General features: G+C 68.9%; 23 protein-coding genes. 13 read left to right on the top strand and 10 right to left on the bottom strand.

The features are described 5' to 3' along the window. Positions 1-16 precede the first annotated feature (16 nt). The 3 genes from ACFWN2_RS29830 to ACFWN2_RS29820 all read left to right on the top strand — a co-directional run bounded on the left by ACFWN2_RS29830 (position 17) and on the right by ACFWN2_RS29820 (position 1,027). Complete coding sequence (locus tag ACFWN2_RS29830; protein WP_382432976.1) at positions 17-274, top strand: hypothetical protein; 258 nt, start codon at positions 17-19, stop codon at positions 272-274. A gap of 65 nt (positions 275-339) precedes the next feature. Further along, on the top strand, positions 340-684 hold the full coding sequence (locus tag ACFWN2_RS29825) for a hypothetical protein (RefSeq protein WP_382432974.1): 345 nt from the start codon (positions 340-342) through the stop codon (positions 682-684). Positions 685-814: 130 nt separating this feature from the next. Beyond that, positions 815-1,027, top strand: a complete 213-nt coding sequence (locus tag ACFWN2_RS29820) for a hypothetical protein (RefSeq protein ID WP_382432972.1) — start codon at positions 815-817, stop codon at positions 1,025-1,027. On the opposite strand, the gene ACFWN2_RS29815 is transcribed toward ACFWN2_RS29820, so the two are convergent. Further along, the gene (locus ACFWN2_RS29815; protein ID WP_382432970.1) at positions 1,024-2,805 is read right to left on the bottom strand and encodes a gamma-glutamyltransferase family protein; all 1,782 of its coding nucleotides are present in this window, start codon (positions 2,803-2,805) and stop codon (positions 1,024-1,026) included. The two genes, ACFWN2_RS29820 and ACFWN2_RS29815, sit on opposite strands and share 4 nt — an antisense overlap. 337 nt (positions 2,806-3,142) lie before the next feature. Between ACFWN2_RS29815 and ACFWN2_RS29810 the strand changes: the two genes are divergently transcribed. Then, positions 3,143-3,901: an SDR family NAD(P)-dependent oxidoreductase gene (locus tag ACFWN2_RS29810; RefSeq protein ID WP_382432968.1), complete on the top strand. Its 759-nt coding sequence runs from the start codon at positions 3,143-3,145 to the stop codon at positions 3,899-3,901. 36 nt (positions 3,902-3,937) lie between these two features. Here ACFWN2_RS29810 and ACFWN2_RS29805 read toward each other — a convergent pair whose 3' ends face one another. Next, entirely contained in the window at positions 3,938-5,581 is a 1,644-nt protein-coding gene (locus ACFWN2_RS29805; protein WP_382432966.1) for a TM0106 family RecB-like putative nuclease, read from the bottom strand. 83 nt (positions 5,582-5,664) lie between these two features. Between ACFWN2_RS29805 and ACFWN2_RS29800 the strand changes: the two genes are divergently transcribed. Further along, entirely contained in the window at positions 5,665-6,099 is a 435-nt protein-coding gene (locus ACFWN2_RS29800; RefSeq protein ID WP_382432964.1) for a DUF6474 family protein, read from the top strand. Here ACFWN2_RS29800 and ACFWN2_RS29795 read toward each other — a convergent pair. Continuing rightward, a complete protein-coding gene (locus tag ACFWN2_RS29795; RefSeq protein ID WP_382432962.1) occupies positions 6,077-7,726 on the bottom strand; it encodes a BCCT family transporter in 1,650 nt (549 codons plus the stop codon). The two genes, ACFWN2_RS29800 and ACFWN2_RS29795, sit on opposite strands and share 23 nt — an antisense overlap. Before the next feature lie 59 nt (positions 7,727-7,785). Here ACFWN2_RS29795 and ACFWN2_RS29790 point away from each other — a divergent pair, with 59 nt between their 5' ends. From ACFWN2_RS29790 to ACFWN2_RS29775, 4 genes are read left to right on the top strand one after another with little or no spacing between them, the layout of a single operon-like run. Further along, on the top strand, positions 7,786-8,301 hold the full coding sequence (locus ACFWN2_RS29790) for a hypothetical protein (protein WP_382432960.1): 516 nt from the start codon (positions 7,786-7,788) through the stop codon (positions 8,299-8,301). Between the two features lie 52 nt (positions 8,302-8,353). Beyond that, on the top strand, positions 8,354-9,088 hold the full coding sequence (locus tag ACFWN2_RS29785; RefSeq protein ID WP_382432958.1) for a YcnI family protein: 735 nt from the start codon (positions 8,354-8,356) through the stop codon (positions 9,086-9,088). Further along, positions 9,085-9,615: a copper resistance CopC family protein gene (locus ACFWN2_RS29780; protein ID WP_382432956.1), complete on the top strand. Its 531-nt coding sequence runs from the start codon at positions 9,085-9,087 to the stop codon at positions 9,613-9,615. Before ACFWN2_RS29785 ends, ACFWN2_RS29780 begins: the two co-directional genes overlap by 4 nt. After that, positions 9,612-10,631 (top strand): copper resistance D family protein, encoded by a 1,020-nt coding sequence (locus tag ACFWN2_RS29775; RefSeq protein ID WP_382432954.1) that lies wholly within the window; start codon positions 9,612-9,614, stop codon positions 10,629-10,631. The genes ACFWN2_RS29780 and ACFWN2_RS29775 overlap by 4 nt, the downstream gene beginning before the upstream one ends. Here the strand turns inward: ACFWN2_RS29775 and ACFWN2_RS29770 are convergent. Continuing rightward, entirely contained in the window at positions 10,624-11,451 is an 828-nt protein-coding gene (locus ACFWN2_RS29770) for a LysR family transcriptional regulator (RefSeq protein ID WP_382432952.1), read from the bottom strand. The genes ACFWN2_RS29775 and ACFWN2_RS29770 overlap by 8 nt on opposite strands. 87 nt (positions 11,452-11,538) lie before the next feature. On the opposite strand from ACFWN2_RS29770, the gene ACFWN2_RS29765 reads away from it, so the two are divergent. Continuing rightward, positions 11,539-12,249 carry an SDR family oxidoreductase gene (locus ACFWN2_RS29765; protein ID WP_382432950.1) on the top strand — a complete coding sequence of 237 codons (711 nt, stop codon included), beginning with the start codon at positions 11,539-11,541 and terminating at the stop codon, positions 12,247-12,249. 91 nt (positions 12,250-12,340) lie between these two features. On the opposite strand, the gene ACFWN2_RS29760 is transcribed toward ACFWN2_RS29765, so the two are convergent. Further along, the gene (locus ACFWN2_RS29760; RefSeq protein ID WP_382432948.1) at positions 12,341-12,673 is read right to left on the bottom strand and encodes a hypothetical protein; all 333 of its coding nucleotides are present in this window, start codon (positions 12,671-12,673) and stop codon (positions 12,341-12,343) included. Positions 12,674-12,772: 99 nt separating this feature from the next. Then, complete coding sequence (locus ACFWN2_RS29755) at positions 12,773-14,155, bottom strand: helix-turn-helix domain-containing protein (RefSeq protein WP_382432946.1); 1,383 nt, start codon at positions 14,153-14,155, stop codon at positions 12,773-12,775. A 207-nt stretch (positions 14,156-14,362) separates the two neighbouring features. Here ACFWN2_RS29755 and ACFWN2_RS29750 point away from each other — a divergent pair, with 207 nt between their 5' ends. After that, complete coding sequence (locus ACFWN2_RS29750) at positions 14,363-14,638, top strand: hypothetical protein (RefSeq protein WP_229905106.1); 276 nt, start codon at positions 14,363-14,365, stop codon at positions 14,636-14,638. A gap of 13 nt (positions 14,639-14,651) precedes the next feature. Then, the gene (locus ACFWN2_RS29745; protein WP_030480258.1) at positions 14,652-15,011 is read left to right on the top strand and encodes a hypothetical protein; all 360 of its coding nucleotides are present in this window, start codon (positions 14,652-14,654) and stop codon (positions 15,009-15,011) included. A 244-nt stretch (positions 15,012-15,255) separates the two neighbouring features. Here the strand turns inward: ACFWN2_RS29745 and ACFWN2_RS29740 are convergent, their stop codons facing one another. Genes ACFWN2_RS29740 through ACFWN2_RS29730 form a run of 3 tightly spaced genes read right to left on the bottom strand, consistent with a single transcriptional unit; the run spans position 15,256 to position 18,486 of the window. Next, the gene (locus ACFWN2_RS29740) at positions 15,256-16,038 is read right to left on the bottom strand and encodes an SDR family NAD(P)-dependent oxidoreductase (protein ID WP_382432943.1); all 783 of its coding nucleotides are present in this window, start codon (positions 16,036-16,038) and stop codon (positions 15,256-15,258) included. Then, positions 16,038-17,198, bottom strand: coding sequence for an MFS transporter (locus tag ACFWN2_RS29735; protein ID WP_382433308.1), 1,161 nt, complete (start codon positions 17,196-17,198; stop codon positions 16,038-16,040). Before ACFWN2_RS29735 ends, ACFWN2_RS29740 begins: the two co-directional genes overlap by 1 nt. A gap of 40 nt (positions 17,199-17,238) precedes the next feature. Continuing rightward, positions 17,239-18,486 carry a GH1 family beta-glucosidase gene (locus tag ACFWN2_RS29730; RefSeq protein WP_382432941.1) on the bottom strand — a complete coding sequence of 416 codons (1,248 nt, stop codon included), beginning with the start codon at positions 18,484-18,486 and terminating at the stop codon, positions 17,239-17,241. An 82-nt stretch (positions 18,487-18,568) separates the two neighbouring features. Between ACFWN2_RS29730 and ACFWN2_RS29725 the strand changes: the two genes are divergently transcribed. Beyond that, positions 18,569-19,213: a TetR family transcriptional regulator gene (locus tag ACFWN2_RS29725; protein WP_382432939.1), complete on the top strand. Its 645-nt coding sequence runs from the start codon at positions 18,569-18,571 to the stop codon at positions 19,211-19,213. Here ACFWN2_RS29725 and ACFWN2_RS29720 read toward each other — a convergent pair. Then, entirely contained in the window at positions 19,210-20,391 is a 1,182-nt protein-coding gene (locus ACFWN2_RS29720) for an amino acid deaminase/aldolase (protein ID WP_382432937.1), read from the bottom strand. The genes ACFWN2_RS29725 and ACFWN2_RS29720 overlap by 4 nt on opposite strands. Positions 20,392-20,425: the final 34 nt, after the last annotated feature.

Raw genomic sequence — 20,425 nt, 5'->3', positions numbered from 1 at the left:
GAGGAACGTCCTGGTCATGGACCACCTCCACCGCATCGAGTACCACCGCCGGCAGTCCGGCGGCGCGCTGGACCTCGACCACGTCGAGGAAGTTCTCGACCACGGTTGGTACATAAAGAAAGGCGAGGAGTGGCGTCGCCGCTACACCCTCGAATGCGCTGTCGACTTCCTGGCGCGCACTGAAACGAAAGCGGGCACGTACGCGATCACGGTGTGGCGGAACGACATCCGCGTTTGCACGGTCGGGATGGAGTGGCGTCCCTCCAAAGGATGAAGAACTTCCCTCTCCTGAGTTACGCAGCTTGATGTAGAGGGCCCGGACACGAAACGTTCGCGCCCATGAACCTCAGGAAGTCCGTCGCGGGGGCCGCTGTCGCCCTCGGCAGCACCGCCCTCATGCTCGGCCTGGGTGGTACCGCTATGGCCGACACCGCGGACGCCACCGCGCACACGCAGCCCGACCTCGGTGGGCAGCTGGGTGACATCGCGACCGTCGGCGACCTCGCGAAGGTCGACACCTCCGACGTCAACGGCAAGATCCAGGCCATCAACGCGCAGGACGGCGACGTCACCGCGCTCGTCGAGAACGTCGACGCCGGTGCCACGGGCCTGCCGGCCGCGACGCTGCTCGGCCTCAACGAGCCGCAGGGCAACCCGAGCGGTTTCGCTCACGTCGACATCTGATCCGCGTCGACACCTGATCTGACCAGACACCTGATCTGACCAGACTTCCCTGGCCGGGGCGGCGCCCGATTCCCTCCCCCTCGAATCGGGCGCCGTTCCACTTTCTCCGGACCTCCAGGAGCGGAACGCCGTGAGCATCAAGAAGTTCGTCGCTTCCGCCGGGATCGCCGCCGGTGCTCTCGCCGCGATGGCCGGCAGCGCGAGCGCGAGCCCGGAGATCCCTCAGGTCGACCCGGTCGAGAAGGTCAGCGACGTCGCCGGTGCCGCCGGTGTCAGCACGCTGCACAACTTCGGTGGCAACGTGGACGTGATCCACGACGGCACCAAGGTCGTCGACGGCTAGCGGCCTGCCGCGTAGCCCTGCGTGCCGCGCGGGTTCGCCCCGGCGCGCAGGAGTCCGTCGAAGGAATCCCTTGCCACCGCGGACATCCGGCCGAGAGTCCACTCGCCGGCGTCCACGACCTGGTGGCCGCGTGACCGCAGCTCCTCCAGCACGTCCGCGCCGACTCGGGACTCGATGACGAGCTCACCCGGCGTCCAGGCCCGCGGGTAGAACGAGCTCGGGAACGCGTTCGAGTGCCACATCGGCGAGTCGATCGCCTCCTGCAGGTTCAGGCCCGCGCGGTGCGCCAGCCAGAAGCCGAGCTGCCACTGGTCCTGCTGGTCGCCGCCGGGAGTGCCGAACGCGAGCGCCGGACGGCCGTCGCGCAGTGCCATCGACGGTGAGAGCGTGATCCGCGGGCGCTTGCCGGGAGCCAGCGAGTTCGGCAGGCCCTTGTCCAGCCAGAACATCTGGGCGCGGCTGCCGAGGCAGAAGCCGAGTGACGGGATCGTCGGCGACGACTGCAGCCAGCCGCCGGACGGGGTCGCGGAGACCATGTTGCCCCAGCGGTCCACGACGTCCACGTGCACGGTGTCGCCGCGCGTCACGCCGGAGCGTTCCACGGTCGGCTCGCCGATCGCACCGGTCGGGTCGGACACCAACGCGGAGGGTCCGCTGGTGATGTGCTTGGGCAGCAACGGTTCCCGGCCGTCCGGTGAGCCGGGACGAAGTTCGAAGGAAGCCTCTTCGGAGATCAGCGCACGGCGCTCGGAGGCGTACGAGCGCGACAGCAGGGTCTCCAGCGGCACGTCCGGGGCGTCGCCGTACCAGGCCTCGCGGTCGGCGAACGCGAGCTTCGCGGCCTCGACGGCCAGGTGCAGCGTCTGCGCGGTGGGCTTGCCGTCCACGTAGGACAGGTCGTGGCCCTCCAGCAGCCGGAGCTGTTGCAGCAGAACGGGTCCCTGCGTCCACGCGCCGGCCTTCACGAGCGACCACTCGTCGAAGTCGGCGACGACGGCGTCCTCGTACGACGCCTCCCACGACGCCATGTCGGAACCGGTCAGCACGCCGGCGTGATCACGGCCCGAGTCGTCGCGGAACTCCGAGCGGCAGAACTCGTCGATCTGCGCCGCGACGAACCCCTGCGACCAAGCCCGGCGCGCGGCCTCGATCTGCGCCTCGCGGTCGGCCCCTGCGGCCTCGGCGGCGGCCAGCAGCCACTCCCACGTGTCGGCGAGCTTCGGGTTGCGGAAACGGCCACCGGGGGCCGGCAGGACGCCGTCGGGCATCCACTGCGCGGCCGAGGTCGGCCAGTGGTCGCGGAAGAGGTCGGAGACCATCCCGATGGTGTGCACGGCGCGTTCGACCAACGGGAAGCCGTCGCGCGCGTAACCGATCGCCCGGTCCAGCACCTCACGCAGAGTCTTGGTGCCGTGGTCACGCAGAAGGGTGAGCCAGCCGTCCCACGCGCCGGGCACGGTCGCGGCCAGCAACCCGCTGCCGGGGATCAGTTCCAACCCCAGGTCGGTGTAGTGCTCGATCGACGCTCCGGCGGGCGCCACGCCCTGGCCGCAGAGCACCCGAGGGGCCGCTCCGGCAGCCGAGAAGATGATCGGCACCTCGCCGCCGGGGCCGTTGAGGTGCGGTTCCACCACCTGCAGCACGAATCCGGCCGCCACCGCGGCGTCGAAGGCGTTGCCGCCGTCCTCCAGGACCGCCATGGCGGAGGCGGAGGCCAGCCAGTGGGTCGATGCGACCATGCCGAAGGTGCCGACGAGTTCGGGGCGCGTGGTGAACACGTCCATAAAGGTACGCGAGGCTAACTATCTTGCGTGACTCCAAGTGACCCATGCCCCACACCCGAACGGAGCAGACCCTGAGAGGGGTACGACTTTGGTCGTAGCCGACCGTGACAGATCTCCTACCAGAGGTCTACCGGCGCGGCCGATGTTTCGAACACGTTCGAACGGCACAGTTCTGAGCATGGGAATTCTGACGACCGCGACGATCTTCATCGGCCTCGCGCTCCTGGCAGCGGTGCCGCTGGTGGCCCTGCTCCACCTGACCGACCGTGTGGGTTCGCGGTAACGAGCGTTAACCTCCTCGCGAGCAGTCCGCTTCGAGGAGGATGAAGGCATGGAGATCTCGGGTACCGCGGCCATCGTGACCGGTGGCGCGTCCGGCCTCGGCGGCGCGACCGCACGCGCGCTGGCGGAGCGTGGGGCGCAGGTGTTCGCGCTCGACCTGCCCGGCGCCATCGAGAAGGCCGACGCGATCGAGAACGTCACCTACCTGTCGGCCGACGTGACCTCGGGCGAGCAGGTCCAGGCCGCCGTCGACACGGCCGCCGGCTCCGGCGCACCGCTGCGCATCACGGTGAACTGCGCGGGCATCGGCCCGTCGACGCGCACGGTCGGCAAGTCCGGCCCGCACGACCTCGACCTCTACCGCAAGGTCATCGAGATCAACCTCATCGGCACGTTCAACGTACTGCGCCTGGCCGCCGCGGCCATGGGCAAGACCGAGGAGCTGGAGCACGGCGCGCGCGGCGTCATCATCAACACGGCGTCCATCGCCGCGTTCGACGGCCAGATCGGCCAGGTCGCCTACGCCTCGTCCAAGGGCGGCGTCGTCGGCATGACCCTCCCGGCCGCCCGCGACCTCAGCAACGTCGGCATCCGCGTGCTGACCATCGCGCCCGGCATCGTCGACACCCCGATGCTCGCCACGGTCTCCGACGAGTTCCGCGAAGGTCTCGCCGCCGGCATCCCGTTCCCGAAGCGCCTGGCGCAGCCGTCGGAGTACGCGAAGCTCGCGCTCTCGATCATCGACCACGACTACCTGAACGGAGAGGTCATCCGCATGGACGGCGCTCTCCGCATGGCACCGCGCTAGGGCGCTGACAGTGCTGTCAACGCGATGACAGTACTGTCAGAGATCTCCGGCGTACGGCAGGCGGGACATGGCGTCCGAGGTCATCCACTCTCGAAGGCGGTGGGTGGCCAGGACGTCGTCCTCGTTGTACTCCAGCAACCGCTGCCGCTGCTCCACGTCGAGCGCGTCGCCGTTCAGCCCCACGGCCGACCGGTACCAGCGCATCGAGTTCTCGCCGCCCGCCTCCGGGTCGCGCCACGAGAAGCCCGCGACCGGCGCGATGACCTTCAGGCCCTTGCCGTGCGCGCACAGGAACTGCTCGCGGACGATGCCGAACAGGTCCACCCAGGAGTCGGAGTTGATGAACTCCTTGATCTGCGCGACGGTCGGGATGCCGGGCTTGCCCGCGAACCGCTCCGCCGAGGCGAGCAGCCAGCGGTTCTCGGCCAGCTCGTTGTAGCAGTAGGCGCGGAACGACAGGCCGCGTGCCTTGGCGCGCAGGCGGATGCCGGTCAGCCAGGTCCAGAACTCGGCGAACGAACGGGCCTCGTCGTCGCACGGCAGCGCGTCCCACGTCACGAACGCGCGGTAGCCGTGGGGTTCGTCGATGTCCTTTCCGGACAGCAGGCAGCCCCACATGTACGCGCCCAGGTCGCCGAAGCTCTCCATGTCGACGTCGACCTCGACGTCCGCGCGCGGCACGCTCATCTCGGGCACCCGGCGCACCAGTGTCAGGTCGCGCAGCCACGCCCGCGCGAGCACCACGGCGTCGCCGAACGGCATGCCTACGAGCTGGATCGGGCCGGGCGCCGCGGGGTCGAGCTCGGCCAGCTTGTCCACTGTGGACAGGCCGATCTTGCGCAGCGCCACCGCGTCCTCGCCGCGCACGACGAGGCTGACGTCCCTGCCCTGCTTGAGATCGCTGTCGCAGGTCGGCCACCACGGGCACGTCTTGCAGTCGACGATCCGCGACGGACGGGCCAGCGGTTCCTTCTCGTTCGCCGCCGCCAGCGCCACGGACAGCCTGTCGCTGAACCGCGCGTCGTACTCGGCCAGCGCCGTGCGGCCGCCCGGCCACGTCGGGGCTTCGAGGTCGTGCCACAGCACCACGTCGGCGTCCATGCCGATCACGCCGCCGGTCGCGCGGCCCGCCCTCGCGTGGCCGGCGGCCTGCAGCTGTCGTTGCGCGTGGGCCAGTCGCAGCTGGTCACGGGGCTGGGGACGGACCTTGCGGTGCGGGTCCGTGCGGCTGCCGTCGGGCAACGGCATCGTCAACGGGCTCGTCTTCGCGCCGTGGCCGGGGTCGGTGATCTTGTGCCGGACCACGAGCACCGGCACGTAGCCGGTGGTGTCCTTGACCAGCAGGTCGATTCCGCCTCGACGGCCACCGCGCGGATCACGCGGCAGCGCGGCGCCCCAGATGTACTGCGCGCCCATCTCCATGGCCGCGAGCGTCACCCGTTCGCGGTCCGCACTGCGCACGTCGGGTCCGCTCGGCACCTCGAAGAGATTCGAGCCGACAATTCTTCCGAGCGCGTCCGCCACCGCGCGACGGTGGTTCGTCGCGTCCGCTTTCCGTTGCTCCGAAGCCGGATCCGGCGCCGCCTTGGGAGCGTCGCGCATCTCCGGATCGTTTTCGAGGTGCACCCGCCGCCGACAACGAGTGACCACGCCGGCGTCTAGCTGCACCTGGGAAGTCACAGGATGCAGGGTATGTCGCGCGTCCACCTGCTGTGTCGGCAACCTGGGCAGTAAGTTTCACGTGACGGAGGAGGTGTACCCGAATGGCGCGCAAAGCGAAGGCCGGCTTCACGCCCAGCAGGGCGAAGAACCTGGTCGGTGTCGCGAAGGTGGTGGCTCCCGCGCTCATTCCGGTGCTGGCCCCGGTGATCGCCCGCGGAGCTGGGGTTTTGAGCGAGCAGTACGACCGCTATCGCGCTCGAAGGCTCGGTATCGACGTCGCCGACATCGGGAAGTACTCCGGGTACGGAGCCCGGCTGCACGCGCGAATTGTCGGCTTTTCGGAGTCGCTTGAGACGGTCCGGGCGGCAGATTCCGATTGGGTTTCGAAGACCGAGGCGCGGCTCGCGCAGTTGCTCGCCGCCGTCCGCGCGTCCGAACGCATGCCGACGGCCCGGCGCAAAGCAGCGCACCGGGCCGTCGCGACAGATCTGGAAGTGCTGGAGCAGGAATTGCTCAGGCGTTTGAACGTTCGCTGACGTTCGGCACCTTCCCGGTCACCTCGGCGACCGCCCTGACCGCCGCCTCCTCGACCACCTGACCGGGGTCGAGGTGCGCGGTGACCTCCTCCATCACCTCGGCGACGCGTTCCTCACGCCTGATCATCGGGTCGGAACGCAGGTCCTTGGCGAGCGAGATGCACAAGCCGACCATCACGACCATGAACGGCAGAGCCACGATGATCGTGAGGTTCTGCAGTCCTGTCAGCGCGTTCGACCCGCCGACCAGCAACATCACCGCGGCGACGGCACCGGTCAGCACGCCCCAGAAGATCACCACCGGCTTCTTCGGCTCGATGGTGCCCTCCTGCGAGAGCGTTCCCATCACGATCGACGCCGCGTCGGCGCCGGACACGAAGAAGATCGCGACCAGGATCATCACGACCACACCGGCGACCGCCGCCAGCGGGAACTGGCCCAGCAGCGTGAAGAGCTGCGACTCCGGCGTCGACTGACCGGCGATGTCCGCGCCCGACCGCTGCTCGAAGATCGCCGTGCCGCCCAGGATCGCGAACCACACCAGCGAGACCGCGGACGGCACCAGGATCACGCCGGCGACGAACTGCTTGATCGTGCGGCCGCGCGAGATGCGCGCGATGAACATGCCGACGAACGGCGTCCACGAGATCCACCACGCCCAGTAGAAGATCGTCCAGCCGGACAGCCAGGTCTCGGTCGCGTCGCCACCGGAGGCCGCGGTGCGGCCGGCCATGGTCGCGAGCTCGCGGAAGTAGTCGCCCAGCGCCGTGGGCACCAGGTTGAGGATGAAGATCGTCGGTCCGACGACGAACAGGAACAGCGCCAGCGTCACGGCCAGCACCATGTTGATGTTCGACAGCCACTGGATGCCCTTGGCGACACCCGAGACGGCGGACGCGACGAACGCCACGGTCAGGATCGCGATGATCGCGACCAGCACGCCCTTGCCCACGTCACCGGCCCAGCCGGCGGCCTGCAGGCCCGACCCGATCTGCAGCGCGCCGAGGCCCAGCGACGCCGCCGAGCCGAACAACGTCGCGAAGATCGCCATGACGTCGATCGCCCTGCCCCAGCCGGAGGCGGCGCGCTTGCCGAGCAGCGGCGCGAAGGCCGAGCTGATCAGCGAGGACCGGCCCCGGCGGAAGCTGCTGTACGCGATGGCGATGCCGACGATGGCGTAGATCGCCCACGGGTGCAGCGTCCAGTGGAAGAGCGTGGTCGCCATCGCGGTCTCCAACGGGTCCCCGTCGGAGCCGGGCGGCGGCGTCACGAAGTGCGTGAGCGGCTCGTTGACGCCGTAGAACATCAACCCGATGCCCATGCCGGCGCTGAACATCATCGCGACCCAGGACACGGTCTTGAACTCGGGTTTCTCGTCGTCCTGGCCGAGCGGGATCTTCCCGTACCGGCTGAACGCGAGCCACAGCGCGAAGACGACGAAACCAGTGGCCGAGAGCACAAAAGCCCAGCCGAGATGCTGGATGATCCAGCCGAGCGCGGCCTTCGAAGCAGAGGCCAACGAGTCAGTACCGACGATCCCCCAGGTCACGAACGCAAGCGTGAGACCTGCGGCAACGCCGAAAACTACCCGGTCGGTCTTCCCCGGCTTGTCGCATTGAACGGTCATGCGGCCCGGACTACCCGTTCGTGGACCAGACCAAACTCCTCCGATTACCCTCAATCCTCGTGAGTACACGGACGAATGAGTTGCGCACCCTTCGCGGTGCCGCGCTCGCGTTGACGTCCGCGGCCCTCACGATCGCCGCCCACGGGCTGGGCGGCGGCGAGATCGGTGAGTTCGTCCACGCGCTGCCGCTGGTGGTGCTGATCGCGTTCGCGGCGGCATCGCTGGCCGACAAGCGCACCGGAAGGCTCTCGGTCATCGCCGGGCTCGGTACGGCCCAGCTCGCGCAGCACCTGCTGCTCACCTGGGTCAACCACGAGCACAACAACACGCTGACCTGGCAGATGTTCGTGGCGCACCTCGTCGCCGCGACGCTGACCGGGCTGCTGCTCTTCCACGCCGAGAACGCCCTGTTCAGGCTGTTCGCCGCCGTCACCCGCCTGATCCCCCGCAGGCTCACGCCGCTGCCGGTCTCGACGCCGGCGCGGACGTTCCCCCGCACGCCGTACGTCCAGAACGCCCACTACCTGGACGTCGTGCGCGCGAATCGGCGGCGCGGCCCGCCCTGTGACTCCTGATCATCCGTATCCCTCGTACGAACCCCCTTTGGCAATCAGGAGCCACAACTTCATGTCGACGAATCGATTCGGCGTGCGCACGCTCGCCGTCCTCGCCGTTGCCGGTATCGCGGTGCTCGGCACCCCGACCATCGCATCGGCGCACGTCAGCGCCCAGCCCGCGGAGTTCACCCAGGGCGGCCGCGCCACCTTCGCGTTCCGCGTCCCGAACGAGCGGGACAACGCAGGCACCACCAAGATCGAGGTGACGCTGCCGCAGGACACCCCGCTCACGTCGGTGCGCACCAAGCCGCTGACCGGTTGGAAGGCCGAGGTCGTCAAGGGCAAGCTCGACAAGTCCGTGACGGTCGCCGGCAAGGAGATCACCGAGGCGTTCACCTCGATCACCTGGACCGCGGAGGCCGGCACCAAGATCGGCGTCAACGAGTACCAGGAGTTCTACGTCGCCCTCGGCACGCTGCCGGAGGGCAAGGACACCCTGCTGCTCCCGACCAAGCAGACCTACGAGAACGGCGAGGTCGTCGACTGGTCGCAGGCGCCCGGCGCCGACGGCAAGGAGCCGGAGCACCCGGCCCCCGCGCTGAAGCTCGCCCCGAAGGCCGCCGGTGCCGACGACCACGGCCACGGCGCGTCCAACACGGCCGCCACCAGCGGTGACACCCACGAGGCGTCCGCCGCCGGTGCCGACAACACCGCCCGCTACCTCGGTGGCGCCGGTCTGGCCGTCGGCGCGCTCGGCCTCGGCTTCGGCGTCGGTGCCATCCTGCGTTCGAGGCGCAAGGCGTGAAGCGCGCCCTGATCGCGTTCCTGTTCGCCGGTGCGGCCGTGCTCGCCACGGCCGCCCCCGCGGCGGCGCACAACGCACTCATCGGCAGCGACCCGAAGGACAAGTCCTCGCTGGAGGTCGGTCCGTCGTCCATCACCCTGACGTTCGACCAGGACGTGCAGGGCGGGCAGGGCATCAACGAGATCACGGTCGTCGACTCGAACGGCGGCCACTACGAGGTCGCGGGCGATCCGACGATCAAGGACACGGCGGTGTCCGCCAAGGTCAACGCCCTCGGCAAGGCCGGCGAGTACAAGATCGGCTACCGCATCCTGTCCGCGGACGGCCACCCCGTCTCCGGTGAGCTGACCTTCACGCTCACCAAGGACGGCGCGGGCACGCCCACCGCTCCGGCGAACGCCGACGCCTCGTCCGGCGACTCGGGCTCGGGCGGCGGGCTGCCGATCTGGGTGTGGATCGTCGGTGCCGTGGTGCTCCTCGGCGGTGGCGTGTTCTTCGCGCTGCGCGGCGGGAACGCGAAGGCATGAGCGAAGTCCGGACCACCGCCCCGACCCACTACCGCGTGCTCGCCGGGCTCGGCCTCGGCGCGCTCGCGGGGGTCGCGCTCGGCCTCGTGCTGGCACCACCCGTGGTGGTCACCGGGGTCGTCGACGCCGGGGCGGCGGTCCGGTACGGCCTTCCGGTCACGCGGGTGCTGCTCGACATCTCGGCGACCGTCGTCGTCGGGCTGTCGATCCTGCCGAAGCTGCTCGGCTTCGACCGGCCCACCCACACCGAACCCGTCATGCGGATCGCCCGGCCGGCCGCGGTGGTCGCGGCCGCCGTCTGGGTGGTCTCCGCACTGCTGGCGATCGTGCTGCAGGCCGCTGAGCTGCGGCCGGGCAGCGACGTCAGCATCGGCAACGCCGTCGACTACGTCTCGACGGTGGGCGCCGGGAAGGGCCTGCTGTTCAGCGCGGCCTGCGCGTTCGTCTACCTGATCGTCGGCGTGATGGCCGTCCGCAGCGGTGAGTCCGTACCCGCTGAGCTGCGCATCCTCGTCTCGATGTTCGGTCTGCTGCCGATCCCCGTGACCGGGCACGCCTCCAACTGGAAGTACCACGACTACTCGATGGTCTCCATGGAGCTGCACGTGCTGGGCGCCGCGGCGTGGACCGGCGGCCTCGGCGCGTTGATCGCGCTGGTCGCCCACCGCAAGGGACTGCTGGCGGTCGCGCTGCCGAAGTTCTCGAAGATCGCGACCGTCAGCCTGATCGTCGTCGCGGTGACGGGCCTGTTCAACGGGTTGCTGGAGCTCGTCCTCAACCCGGTCGTGCCGTTCCCGCGGTCGCTGTTCACGACCGGCTACGGGTTGCTGTTCCTGGGCAAGCTCGTGTGCGCGGCCCTCATCGCGGTGCTCGGCGCGCACGTCCGCTGGCGGCTGCTGCCCAAGATCGCCCAGCACAAGGTCACCGCGATCGTGCAGTGGGCGGTCCTCGAAGTGACGATCATGGGCGTCGCGTTCGGGTTGGCCGTGATCCTCAGCCGCGCGCCGGTCAGCTGAAGCCCGTCGCGACCCTGACCAGGTCGGCGACGGCGCGCGACCTGCTGTGCGGTGGCCACGCGATCACCGTCGTCACCTTCGGCGCGTCCACGACCGGCACCGCGGCCAGTCCTTCGCCCAGCCCGGGGCGGACGACCTCCGGCATGACCGCGACGGCGCGGCCCAGCGCGATCAGCTGGAACAGCTGCGTCAGGTTGTGCACCTCCACACCGGGACCGGGCAGGTAACTGCCGTCGGGCTCCGGCCAGCGCACGAGCTCCGGCAGGTCGGCGACATCGGCCATCCGCAGCCGCTCGGCGCCGGCCAGCGGGTGCGAGCTCGCGACGATCGCGAACTGGCTCTCGGTGTGCAGGGGCTCGACGTCGAGGCCAGCGGTCGAGTCGAACGGCTCGTGCAGGAGCGCCACGTCCGCCCTGCCGTCGAGCAGCGGTTGCGAGGTGTGGGCCTCGCACAGCAGCAGGTCGACGGCGACCGCACCGGGTTCGGCGGCGTAGGCGTCGAGCAGCTTCGCGAGCAGTTCGCTGGAGCCACCCGCCTTGGCGGCCAGCACCAGCGACGGCCGGTCGACGGTCCGCGTCCGCCTCTCCGCCGCGGCGACCGCCCCGAGGATCGCCCTGCCCTCGGCCAGGAGCACCGCGCCCGCGTCCGTGAGCGAGACCTTGCGGCTGGTGCGGGTCAGCAACGCGACGCCCAGCCGGTGTTCGAGCTGGGCGATCGTTCTCGACAACGGCGGCTGGGCGATGCCGAGACGGTCGGCGGCGCGGCCGAAGTGCAGTTCTTCCGCCACGGCGACGAAGTACCGGAGCTCTCGGGTCTCCACCCGACCACCGTATCCATATCAGCCGGGTATCGGTGCCAGACCTGAGTGGTGTTGGTTCCCGCGACGCCTCCGACCACGATCAAATGCATGAGCGAACAGACGATTGCGCTGGTCACCGGCGCGAACAAGGGCATCGGCTACGAGATCGCGGCCGGTCTCGGGATGACGGTGGGAGTCGGTGCGAGGGATGCCCGGCGCGGCGAGGAGGCAGCGGCGAAGCTGCGGGCGAACGGTGTCGACGCGTTCGCCGTGACGTTGGACGTGACCGACGACGAGAGCGTTCTAGCGGCGGCAGCGCTGTTCGAGGAACGATTCGGCCGTCTGGACGTGCTGGTCAACAACGCGGCGATCGCCGGTGCGTGGCCCGCGGCGCCGTCCGCCGCCACACCGCAGAGCCTGCGGGAGGTGCTGGAGACCAACGTGATCGGCGTCGTCCGGGTCACCAACGCGATGCTGCCGCTGCTGGCCCGTTCCGCACGGCCGCGGATCGTGAACCAGTCGAGCCACCTCGCGTCGCTGACCCTGCAGACCACGCCGGAGGTGGAGTTCGGCGAGGTCAACGGCACCTACACACCGTCGAAGACGTTCCTCAACGCTCTCACGGTGCAGTACGCCAAGGAGCTCACGGGCATCAAGGTCAACGCCGCCTGCCCCGGTTACGTCGCGACCGACCTCAACGGTTTCCAGGGGACGAGCACGCCCGCGGAAGGGGCGAAGGTCGCGATCAGGCTGGCCACGCTGCCCGACGACGGTCCGACCGGCGGCCTGTTCGACGACGCCGGGACCGTGCCCTGGTGAGAGCGGGACGAATGTTCAACGTGAAACATCCACGACTTCGACCGGACTCGGCGAGTGGTCCGATCGGCGCGACGAGCTGCCCACGAACGGACTAATCGGTGATCAGTCGGGCCGAAGATTCCTCGCGCATCCGGGCCAGCCGGTTCATCGTCCGCTGACCGCGGCGGTCCAGCTCGCGGCTGTCGATCCAGCCGTTGGCGTAGCAGCGGTAGTCCTGGGCCAGCTCCACCAGCTCGGCGAGGTAGTCGGCGGACCTCCGCCGGCGCTCCTCGTCGAAGCCCGCGAGCAGCGGCAGCTGGGTGTCCACCACCTCGTCGAGCAACTGCGCGGACCGCAGCGCTCGCTTGGAACGCCACCTCCGAGTAAGGCTCACGCGCACCTCGTCCTCCGCCCCGACCTGCCGCACCTTAGGCGTGGATTGCACGCCCGTCGATGCTGCATTCGTGTGGGGAGGTCCTGGCGTTACCGCTTCGTGTCCCACGCCATCCAAAAGGGGTGCTATAGGACCCAAACGAGTTCCGGATCAGGCGGCGCTGTCGGCTCCGGTGAAGCGTGCGACGCGGTCCGCGAGCTCGCGTGCCTCGGGGTTGTTGCGGCGCTTCTCGGCTTCCTTCTGCAACGGCTCCATGCGCTGCTTCGTGCGCACCGACTTCAGTCCCTCGGACAGGTCGACGGCCTGGCCACCGACCTTGGCGCCGTGGTCGATGTCGCCCTGGATCAGGTGGTTGATCGACATCGAGGTGAGGTTGAACGACTTGCTGCGCGCCATGTCGTCGCCGAAGCTGTTGATCGCCTTGGAGAGGTACGGGATCGCGGTCCGCGCGTACTTGGGATCCACCGACTGGGCCAGCTCCGTGTGCACCGTGCCGATCATGGACGAGAGGTCGATCTCGTTGAAGAACCGCGCCCAGGCCGGCGCTTCGGCGACGTTCGAGCGGGAGAACTCGTCACGGGCGCGTCCGAGCAGCTTGAGCGCCTGCTCGTCGGAGCCCATCTTCGCGTAGGCCCAGGCCTCGTTCGCGCAGAGGATGCCGACGGCCAGTTCGGAACCGGAGTTCTGCGCGGCCAGCTGACCCAGCTGGAACACCTTCAGCGCGTCGTCAGGGGCGTTCTGGTGCAGGTAGACGCGGCCCATGCGGTACAGGATGTTCGCCATCAGGGCCTCGTTGTCGCCCTGCTTGGCGAGGTCGAGAGCCTGCCCGAAGTGGTTGCGGGCGGAGTCCATCAAACCGGTGTCGAACGACGTCCAACCGGCGAGGTTGTGCAGGTCGGCCAGTGCCACGAAGAGCCGCTGGCGGACGATGTCCGTGGAGCTGGCGCCGAGCATCTGCTGGCCCCAGGACAGCTGGGCGACCACCGCGTCGCGGCAGGAACCGCCGCCGTACTGGTAGTCGAGGGCCCGCAACGCACGAGTCGCCGCTTCGACCTGGCGCACATCGGTCATGCCGATGCGTCCCGGAGCCGGAGTCTGTGTGGGGTGTGAAACCCACGACCCGGAGTCCGCTCCGAACACGGCCGCGCCGACTGTCACGGCGGCGGCGTGCGCGAGGAACTTCCGACGCTTCACCGACTCTTCCTCCTCAGGATGGGGTGAGTCCGCGGCTGCGGCCACCCGTACTGCCGTTGTCTCGTCATAGGCGAGACCCATGTATCCACGTGGGACACCCAGGCCGACGGCGATCCTGGTCAGGACGTCATATGCCATCACCTGGCGTCCCTTGAGGATCTCCGAGACCTCGGACTGCGACTGCCCAGTGAGCGCCGCGATCTGGCGCTGGGACACGCCGTGCCTTCGGAGCAGCCGGTAGACCGAGCTGATCTCTCGTCGGGCAAGTGCGTCCCGCATCTCCTGGTGGTCCCACACCTCGGTGGGGATCGGAGAGCCCTGGGAACTAATGGTGTTCATCGCGCACCCTCACAGTCCGTTGGGCGTCATCGGCAGACTAGGGGCAGGTCCCCGAGCCCGAGAAGTCCTCTTCGGCGGAGCTGATCGGCCCTACCGATAACCGCTTACCGCTCACCGTAAGACCCTTACCGGTGGGCGCTGTGACGTCCCGTTCCGGCATGAATCATCGCAATCTGGACTCCGGTAAGCGAGTGAGCACGGAGAGGAATGACCAATCAGATGGACAGCTCCTCCTCGTACTCCACCTCCATTGTGGAGACGGGTGACACCGACTCCACATGGCGCGGCACGACCGGGCAGCGTCGGACGTGGCAGATCAGCTGCGGCGACGTGGTCGACCGGGACCGCCAGCTCACCGTGAAGGTCGTTCAGGGCCAAGTGGTTCTGGTGGGACCTCCCGGGGAGACGGCAGTCTTGTCCCACGACCAGCTCGTACAGCTCAGGGCTGCGCTACGCGAAGCCGCCGACCAGGCGGAAAGGTGACGGTGACGTTTCGATGGACGCGATCCTCGGACAGGTTCTTCGCAACGCTGTGTGGGAACGCCTCGACCTGCTCACAGAGCTGGCGAGCCGCGCTGACGCCCCGTCCCTCCTGTCGGTGGCTCGATCCGAGCTCCCTCGGCTGACCGAGGGATGGCGTGCTCTGCTGGCAGCGCACGAGCCGGACGAGAAGGGCAACTGCCCTGAGTGCTCCGGCCGTTGGCGCCAGCAGAAGTCACCTTGCTCGGTGTGGCGCGCCGCGTACGAACACCTGGTTGCGGGCGGACTCGCCCCGCGCCCGGCTCGCCACCTGCGCGAGGCCCCGGTGACCCCTCCTGTCACCAGGTCCCGCCGCGCGGTGGCTCGAGCCCACTAACGGGCGTTTGCGACTGACCTGGCGTCCCCCCGACACGACCAGGTCTGCAAACCGCCTACTGACCGGTGGCTCGCGATGTGCGAACCCCCGACCGCGACATCGCGAGCCCCGGTCAGCTTTACAACTCCACGGATTCCCGCGGGCCGGTGGCGTGCACCCACCCTCCCCGACCGCCGTCGGCCCGCGGTCACCACATCGGCCCCTTGCCTGCACCTCCCGCGCAGGTAGGGGGCCGTTTCCATGCTCAGCGGTGGGTACCGGTCCTCCACGCCAGGTAGCTCGTCAGCCCTGGGAACAGCCGGCCGGAGATCTCGAACGCCTTGAGCTGCCACGGGAACAGGTGCTCGGCGCGTTCCTTCTCCACGGCGTCGACGATCGACCTCGCGACCCGCTCCGGCGTCACCGACGGGATCATCAGCCGGGCGGCGCCGGGGATCCGTTCCTCCGCACCGGGGTTGTTGACGAAGTACTCGCTGCTCACCTTGCCCGGCACGACCTCGCTCACGCCGATCCCGGTCCCTCGCAGGTCAAGGCGCAGGGAGGCGGTCAGTCCGCGCAACGCCCACCGCGCCGACTGGTAACCCACGCAGCCGGGGATCGGCACGCGCGAGACCGGCGAGTTCACGTTGACGATCCAGCCGGACCCGCGAGCGCGCATGGCGCCCAGGTACTCCCTGGTCAGCAACAACGCGGCCATGTACGGCACCGCGGTCATCGTGACCAGCTCTTCCGGCTCGGTGTCGTCGAGGAACAGCCAGCGCCCGACACCCGCGTTGTTGACCAGCACGTCGGGTGCCGGGACCTCCTCGGCGAGTGCGCGGATCCGCGCGGCGTCCGCCAGGTCGGCCTGGTGAGCGGTCGCCGAGCCGCCGAACTCCGTGATCCGCTTGACCTGTTGATCGAGCAGTTCGGCGCTCCTGGCCACAAGGTGGACGTGTGCGCCGTGAGCGGCGAACCGGAAGGCCGCCTCCGCGCCGATGCCCTGGGACGCGCCCGTGACCAGAACCTTCTTGCCCTCGACCCGCATCAGACCACCGATCGCACTCGACTCATCAACACCGCCGCCAGCGTCGTCGCCAACGCCGACACCGCGAACAGACCGCGGTAGCCACCCAGGTTCGCCAGGATCAACGCCGTCAGCAAGGGGGCGATGACCTGCGGTAACGCGTTGGCCACGTTGAGCACGCCCAGGTCCTTGGCCCGGTCGGACGCGGCCGGCAGCACCTGGGTCAGCAGCGCGATCGCGACCGCCCAGTACGTGCCGAAGCCGACGCCGAGCAGGGGTGCGGCGACCAGCGCGCTGGTCCAGGTGGGCCAGACGACGAGCAACAGCGCCGCGACGGCCATGACGGTCGACGCGAGGTACACGTAGGGCTTGCGGCGGCCGGAACGATCACTCCGTGCGCCGAACAGCACCGCTCCTGCGGCGAGCGCGACCCCGTAGAGCGCCATCAGCACCAGGAGGCCGTCCTCCGGAGACGGGTGGTGGACGACGTCGCCGAGGAAGTAGAGGAGGTAGAGCGTCCCGAACGCGTTGCCGAGGTTGATCATGAGGTGGCCGAGCCACGCCCAGGCGAAGTCGGGGTGCTCACGCGGTGAGATCCAGAACGTCGGCTTCACCGGCTTCGCGATGAGCTGCGTGTCCGGCGTTCGCCACACGAAGAAGAGTGCCCCCACCACGACGATGACCGCACACGCCAGGTAGCCGTTGGTCAGGCCGCTGACCAGCAACGTCACCACGACCGCGCCCAGCACCGTGCCGAGCATCTGGCTGATGCCGATGAGCCCGCCGACCTGCGCCCGTTGCTCGACGGGCACGCGGTCCGGCACCGCGGACGTGAGCGCGGCCAGCATGCCGCCGATCCCCGCCTGCACCAGACACCAGCCGACGGTCATGACGACGACGCTCGGCGCGGTGGCCAGGACGGCGAGACCGACGGCGCCGATGACCGCACCGCCGAGCGTCCACGGGTGCCGGCGGCCGAACCGCGAGGTCGTGCGGTCGGACAGGAACCCGATCAGCGGTACGACGAGCAGCGAGACCAGGCCGCCGAAGCCGGTGACGATGCCGAACACCAGTTCCTTGTTCGCCTTGTCGAGCAGTTCGGCCTGCTGGGGCAACAGCACCTGGATCGGCGCGTAGATCGCGAGCCACAACCCGAGGTTCGCGAGGAACAGCCAGGTCATCCAGCCGCGGCGAACCCGCACCACCGGCTCAGCGAGGGCCTCACTCACCACTGATCACCTTTCTGTACCAGTGGAACGAGTCGCGCGGCGTGCGGACCTGCGTCTCGTAGTCGACCTCGACCAGGCCGAACCGCTGCGAATATCCGGCCTCCCACTCGAAGTTGTCGAGCAGCGACCACACGAAGTACCCGGATACGTCCGCCGCCTGGGCCGCCTTGAGGTGTCCGTCGAGGTAGGAGATCCGTTCGGCGTCCTGGAGGCCTTCCGGAAAGCTGCAGCCGCTCTCAGTGACGTGGACCGGCGGCAGGGACGGGTGGCGCTCGCGCAGCGCGTTGATCATCTCGGTCAGCCCTGCCGGCACGATCGGCCAGCCGAACCCGGTGCGCTCGTACTCGTCGATCTCGGCCAGTTCGAACGGCAGCGGGTTGCCCTCGGACGGCGCCCTGAGGCGCGTCGGGTTGTAGTAGTTGACGCCGTAGAAGTCGAGCGGCTGGTGGATCGTGGCCAGGTCACCATCGGCGATAGGCAGAAGATCGGCGACTGCGTCGGGATATCGGCCCGACAACATGGGGTCCGCGTAGATCCAGTTGTGGATTTCGCTGTACGCCTCGGCGGCTGCTACGTCTTCCGGCCCAACCGGCCACGCGGGAGTGTGGTTGTTCGCCGTGCCAACCGCTTGCGCGTTGTGCGCACGGAGCACTTCGACCGCACGGCCGTGCGCCAGGTTCAGGTGGTGGGCGGTGGGCAACGCGTCGAAGAGCAACGTCTTGCCAGGGGCGTGCTCACCGATCGCATAGCCCTGCAACGTCACCATCGCGGGTTCGTTGACCGGGATCCACAGCTTCACGCGGTCGGCCAGGCGGTCCGCGACCAGCGCCGTGTAGTCGGCGAACCTGTCGGCGATGTCGCGGTTCAGCCACCCTCCCTCAGCTTCCAGTGCCAAGGGCGTGTCCCAGTGGTACAACGTCACCACGGGGGCGATATCGATATCGACGAGCGCGTCGACCAGGCGGTCGTAGAAGTCGAGGCCCTCGGCGTTGACAGGTCCCTTGCCGGACGGCTGGATGCGCGGCCACGCGATCGAGAACCGGTACGCGTTCACGCCGAGCTGCGTCATGAGCGCAACGTCCTCGCGCCACCGGTGGTAGTGGTCGCACGCAACGGAAGCGTTCTGGTTCTCGTGTACCGGAGTGAACTCGTCCCACACGGAGGGACCTCGACCGCCGGCGTCGAACGCGCCCTCGATCTGGAACGCGGACGTCGACACTCCCCACAGGAAGTCGCTCATCGATCCTCCAAATGTGAAACTTGTTCGGATCGTAGGCGTGTTGACAGGTTCAGGGAAGTGAAAGAGCCGTACAACGGGCAAGATGGAAGTCCCCGAACTACTGGGAGTCGCCGTGACGAGCACCACCCCGCTTCGCCGCCAGCCCGTCCAGCAGCGCAGCGCCAAGAGAGTCGAGCGCATGCTGGAGGCCTGCGCGACTCTCATCGACGAGGTCGGCTACGACGGCGTCACCACAACGCTGATCGCGGAGAGAGCGGGCGTCGCGGTCGGCTCGCTCTACCAGTTCTTCCCCGACAAGAGAGCCGTCGTGCAGGCGCTGACGCTGCGCAACGTCGACAAGTTCTCCCAGGGCATCACCGAAAGGCTTGAGCAGGCGACGCTTGAGCACTGGTGGGACGCCGTGGACACGGTGTTCGACGTGTACGTGACGATGCACCGCGAGATCCCCGCGTTCGGGAAGCTGCACTTCGGCGACGTCGTGGACATGCGCCTGCTCGACGACCGCCGTGACAACAACGCCGTCATCTCCGACAAGATCTCGGAGCTGATCTCCGGCAAGTTCAGCATCCCGTTCGGCGAGGTCGGCCTGCCGATCGCGATCGCCGTCGAGGCCGCCGACGCCGTGCTGAAGATGGCGTTCCGCAACAACCCGAACGGCGACCAGGCGATCCTGGTCGAGGCGAAGGCGCTGGTCAGGGGCTACCTGTCGTCGCGCCTGCCCGACTAACCGAAGTTCCTGCGCTCACCGCGGTACGTGGGCACGGTGCGCTCGATGGTGTCACCGTGCACCAGGTGCACCTCGTCGAACCGCTCGAACAGCTCTCCCGCCTTGGCGTGCCGCATCCAGACCCGGTCGCCGATCGCGAGCTGTTCCGCCGCCTTGCCGGTGACCGGCGTCTGCACCTCGCCCGCGCCTTCCAGCCCGAGCGTCTTCAGCCCTTCCGGCAGGTACGGCGACGGCTGGCGGTCGGGCGTGGGCGTACCGGACGCGATGTAACCGCCGGCGAACAGCGTGGCGACCCGCTTCGTCGGCTTGCGCACGACCGAGAGCGCGAACAGCGCGGCCGGCTCCGGCTTGAACGCCTGGTAGGCGTCGAACAGCGTCGGCCCGAAGAGCCCGCTGCCCGCCGCGAGCTCGGTGACCGACGGGTCCGACCCGGTCAGCTCCAGGCTGCCGGTACCACCACCGTTGACGAACTCCAGGTCGGCGACCTGCCGCACCGCGCTGACCACAGCCGTCCGCCGCTGGATCAGCTCGGGCCCGGACTTCGACTGGATGAACCGGATCCCGAGCGCGCGGAACGGCTGACCGGGCGGGTTGTCCCCCAGCCCGGCGATCTGCCCCTCGTACGCCATGACACCGACGAGCTTGAACCCGGCGCGCTGCACGATCCTGCCCGCAAGCGCTTTCGCCTGCTGCGGCGTGTGGATCGCCGAACGGCGCGGACCGATGTGGACACCGGGCAACGGCCGCCACGACACGTCGAGCTCCAGGCAGACCCGGATGTCGGCGTGCGGCCCGATCGCGGCGTCGACGAAGTCGAGGTGCTCCAACGAGTCGACCATGATCGTGACACGCTGTCGCGCGGTCTCGTTGGCAGCGAGCTTCTGCAGACTGGCACGATCCGCGGTGGGATAGGCGACCAGCAGGTCCTCGCTGACGTTCTGCTCCGACAACCACAACGCCTCGGCCAGCGAGTAGCACATGACACCGGCGTAACCGGGCCGTTCAAGAGCCCGGCTCACCAGCTCGCGCACGCGGATCGACTTGCTCGCGACCCGGATCGGATGACCGGCAGCGCGACGGGCGAGGTCCGCCGCGTTGTGGTCGAAGGCGTCCAGGTCGACGATCGCGAACGGAGGATCCAAATCCTTCGTCGCGGCGTCGAGTCGAGTTCTGCGCATGCTCTGACGGTACGTGCTCAACCCTTGAAACGTG

Origin of the sequence: Lentzea sp. NPDC058436, assembly GCF_042721515.1 — a bacterium.
Classification (GTDB): domain Bacteria; phylum Actinomycetota; class Actinomycetes; order Mycobacteriales; family Pseudonocardiaceae; genus Lentzea.
The sequence above is the reverse complement of the archived record's forward strand: the minus strand, read 5'-3'. Positions and strand labels throughout refer to the sequence as shown.